The sequence below is a fragment of the Clostridium tarantellae genome (genome assembly GCF_009295725.1).
GTDB classification, from domain to species: Bacteria; Bacillota; Clostridia; order Clostridiales; family Clostridiaceae; genus Sarcina; species Sarcina tarantellae.
The window spans coordinates 1-4,813 of sequence record NZ_WHJC01000256.1 but is presented as its reverse complement, the minus strand read 5'-3'; the positions used below and the strand labels follow the sequence as shown (position 1 = coordinate 4,813).

1 protein-coding gene is annotated in these 4,813 nt (G+C 27.2%); it reads left to right on the top strand.

What is annotated here, in order from left to right; translation table 11 throughout:
- Positions 1 to 178: 178 nt before the first annotated feature.
- The gene (gene lacZ, locus GBZ86_RS12710; protein ID WP_152891212.1) at positions 179 to 4,747 is read left to right on the top strand and encodes a beta-galactosidase, LacZ type; all 4,569 of its coding nucleotides are present in this window, start codon (positions 179 to 181) and stop codon (positions 4,745 to 4,747) included.
- Positions 4,748 to 4,813 lie beyond the last annotated feature (66 nt).

Below are 4,813 nucleotides of genomic sequence, written 5' to 3'. Positions count from 1 at the left end.
ATTTTATTAATATAGAAATATACTCTACCATAAAGTTCTCTTATTTTAAATTTTATAAGAAAAGTTAATTATTTAATAAAATTACAATTAATAAAATATTAAAAATTATTCCAAATAATAATATTATATAGAATTACAGAATATATAAATAGTAAAAGAGTTTTTAGGGGGGAAAGTTTTGATTAAAGCTAATAAAAAAACATTATCATTAATAATTGCTACATCCTTTATTGTAACTATGTCAGAACAAATTTTAGTAAGCGCTAAGGGAATAACTGATTTATTACCAAAGGAAGTTACTGAGTGGAATAATAATCCTGAAGTTTATGAACAAAATAGAGAAAAAGCTCATGCTACCTTTGTATCTTATAAAAATAGTGATACTGCTTTAGAGTATGAGAAAAAAACTGTTGCAGAAAGAGGTATAAGAGTTGATTCAGATTATTATAAACTTTTAAATGGACAATGGGATTTTAACTTTGTAAATAAACCAGCTGATAAACCAGAGAATTTTTATAAAGAAGATTATGATACAAGCAGTTGGGATAAAATTAAAGTTCCAAGTAACTGGCAAACAGAGGGCTATGATAAGCCTATATATACAAATACTAAATATCCATGGACAGGAGTAGAAAATCCAGAGCCACCTAATGCTCCTACAGAATTTAATCCTGTTGGTTCATATAAAAGAACTTTTAATGTAGATGAAGAATGGCTTGAAGAAAACAGAAGGGTTTATTTATCTTTTCAAGGGGTTGAATCAGCCTTTTATGTTTGGATAAATGGAGAAAAGGTAGGATATAGTGAAGATAGTTATACTGCTAAGGATTTTGATATAACAAAGTATTTAAAAAAAGGAGAAAATACTATAGCAGTTCAAGTTTATAGATGGAGTGATGGTAGCTGGTTAGAAGATCAAGATTTTATAAGATTAAGTGGTATTTTTAGAGATGTAGCTATATATTCTACTCCTGATGTTAGAATTAGAGATTTTACTGTAAAAACTGATTTAGATGATACTTTTACTGATTCTAATTTACAATTAGAAGTAAATTTATCAAATTATAAAAAGAATAATGAAGAATATAAAGTAGAAGCCATGCTTTATGATGAAAATTATAATGAAGTATTAGATAATCCAATTGCTATGAACACTAACTTTACTGATGCAAATGACCTTAATGATAGTGCAACAGAAGTAGTATTAAAAAGTAATGTTAATATTGAAAATCCAAAGAAATGGTCAGCAGAAAATCCAAATTTATATACTTTAATAATTTCATTAAAGGATAAAGACGGACAAGAAATGGAAGCTGTTAGTACTAAAGTTGGTTTTAGAGAGTTTTATATAGAAGATGGTCAAATGAAATTAAATGGACAACCTATTATGTTTAAAGGAACTAATAGACATGAAACAGATCCTACAGTTGGCAGAGCTGTTTCTGTAGAAAGTATGATTGAAGATATTGAAATTATGAAAGCTAATAATGTAAATTCAGTTAGAACTTCTCACTATCCTAATAATCCAGCATGGATGGAGCTTTGTAATGAATATGGATTATATTTAGTTGATGAAGCCAATATAGAGTCCCATGGAGTTAGTGAACATTTACCTGGAAGCCTTGAGGAATGGACTGGAGCTTGCTTAGATAGAGTTAAAAATATGGTAGAAAGAGATAAAAATCATCCAAGTGTATTAATATGGTCTTTAGGAAATGAAGCAGGTGGAGGTACAAATTTCAATGTAATGAGTGACTGGATTAAAGAAAAAGATTTAACTAGACCAGTACACTATGACAAGGCAGAGTATAGTGATGAAAGTGTGTCAGATATATATAGCCAAATGTATTGGAGACCAGAGGATATAGAGGATTATGGTAAATCAGGTAGAAAGAAACCTATGATTCTTTGTGAATATGCACATGCTATGGGAAATAGTTTAGGTAATCTAGATAAATATTGGGATGTTATGGAGAAATATAATAATTTACAAGGTGGATTCATATGGGATTGGGTTGATCAATCTTTATATAAAGAAACAGAAGATGGAGAAAAATATTTAGCTTATGGTGGAGATTGGGGTGATAATCCTAATAGTAATAATTTCTGTGCTAATGGAGTGTTAAATGCTGATAGAACTCCTAAACCTCAACTAGAAGAACTTAAGTATAATTATCAAAATATATCAATAAAAGATTCAAATGTAAATGACGGACTAATTTTAGTTGAAAATGAACATTTATTTACTAATTTAAATGAATATGATTGTATATGGGAATTAAAAGAAGATGATAAAATAATTGAAAGTGGTAAATTAAATTTAGATATAGAACCATTAAAAAATAAAGAAGTAAAAATACCTTTTGTTAAACCTGAAAATATAGAAAAAGGATCAGAATATTGGTTAAATGTAACCTTTAAAAGTAAAGAAGATAAAAAATGGGCAAAAGCAGGACATGAAGTTGCTTATGACCAATTTAAAGTAGAATTTTCAAATAAAAATAAAAATATAGCTGATTATGATGATTTAGAAGACTTATCTGTTAAGGATAATAAAAATAATGTAAAAATAATAGGAGAAGATTTTGAAGTTAATTTTAATAAGAAAAAAGGCAATATAGACTCCTTTAAATATGAAGGTAAAGAATTATTAAGTACACCCATAGAACCTGATTTTTGGAGAGCTCCTATAGATAATGATAAAGGAAATAATATGCCAACAAGATTAGAAACTTGGAGAGATGCAGGAAAAGAAAGAAAAATAAAAGAAATTAATGTTGAAGAAGATGATAATGTTATAACAATAAATGTTAAAGCTACATTACCAACTACAGTAGATTCAGAATATATTAATAAAATAAAAATTTATGGTAATGGAGAAATTGTAATAAATTCAACTTTAACTCCTGGAAGTAATTTGCCAGAAATTCCAGCTATAGGGATGGAGTTTAATGTGAAATCAGAATTTGAAAATTTATCTTGGTATGGTAGAGGACCACATGAAAATTATTGGGATAGAAAAAGAAGTTCAAAAGTTGGAAAATATGATAGTACAGTAGAAGATCAATTTTTCCCATATATTGAACCAAGTGAAATGGGAAATAAAACAGATGTAAGATGGATGACATTAACTAATGATGAGGGAGTAGGATTAATGGTATCTGGTGATCCTACTATGGAATTTACAGCTCTTCACTATACTGAAAAAGAACTTGAAAGTAAAGCTCATCCACATGAGTTAGAAAGAATAGATGATATAGCTTTAAATATAAATTATAAGCAAATGGGATTAGGTGGAGATAATAGTTGGGGGCATAAAGCTCATCCAGAATATTTATTACAAGCAGACAAAGAATATGTTTATAATGTAAAATTTAGACCTATAGATTTAGAAAAATCAGACCCTATGGAAATTAATAAATTAGATGCTCCATATGAAATTTTAGAAGATCAAAAAATTGATATACGAATTTTAAAGGGCAGTAATTTAAATTTACCTAAAAAGGTTCAGTTAAAAACAGAAGATAATGTAACTAAAACTTTTAATGTAAAATGGGACAATATAAATGAAGATTTATGTAATGAATTAGGAAGTTTTCAAGTAGAGGGTGAAGTTATAGGTCTAGATGAAGACCTTATAGCACAAGTTACAGTTAGAGATATTGAAAAAACTACTCCTGTAGAAGTTGAAACTTTAATAGGAAAATACCCTGTAATGCCTAAAGTTTTAAATATAAAATATACTGATGAAATGGAAGAAACTATTCCTGTTTATTGGAATGAAATAAATTTAGAAAGCTTAAATAAAGAAGGTAGTATAGACGTTAAAGGTAAGGTTAATATAGATAATGTAGAAACAGAAGTTAATTGTAAGGTAAATATAGTAAGTGGAGATTATTTAAGTGATTTACAGTGGGAAGAAGCCAATGCACAATGGGGTTCTGTAATGAGAGATAAATCAGCTTATGGTGGTTTAATAACTTTAGGAGATGGTTTTAATTCAGTAATTTATGAAAAAGGACTAGGTACTTTTGCAGATTCAAACATTATATATAATATAGAAAATAAAGACTATAACTACTTTGAAAGTTATGTGGGTTTAGATAAAGATGTAAGTGGTGGAAAAAGTGATGGTATAAGATTTAAAGTATTTTTAGATGATGAATTATCATTTGATAGTGATGTTATGAAGTCAAAAGATCCAGCGAAATTTATTAAACTAGATATAACAGGAGTAAAAAAAGTAGAATTAATAGTAGAAAAAGTAGGTCACAATAAAAACGATAATGCAGATTGGGCTAATGCAATGTTTATAAAATCTAATAAAGTAGATCTTTCTAATTTAACTGCCTTAATAAAAGAAAGTAAAGATATTTATGGAAATACACAGGAAGGTATGGATGTAGGACAATACCATAAAGGGACTAAGGATAATTTACAAAAATCCATAGAACAGGCTGAAAAAGTTATTGCAAATCCTTCTGTAACTGAAAATGAAATAAATGAAGCAACAGAAAAATTAAAAACTGCATTAGAAATATTTCATTCATTAATAATAACTGAAAATACAGGAGATTTAAATAATAATAGTTCCTTTGATATTGGAGATTTATCCTTAGTATCTAAGATTTTTAATAAGGATAAAACCTATGAAAATTGGGATAATATAAAACAATATGATTTAAATAAAGATGAAATTATAGATGATTATGAAATTTCATTTATAAACTATAAAATCTTAAATTAATATTATATAAAACTATAATTAGTTAATACAAAAATTTTTAAATATAGCATAAAAGAATATTAAATC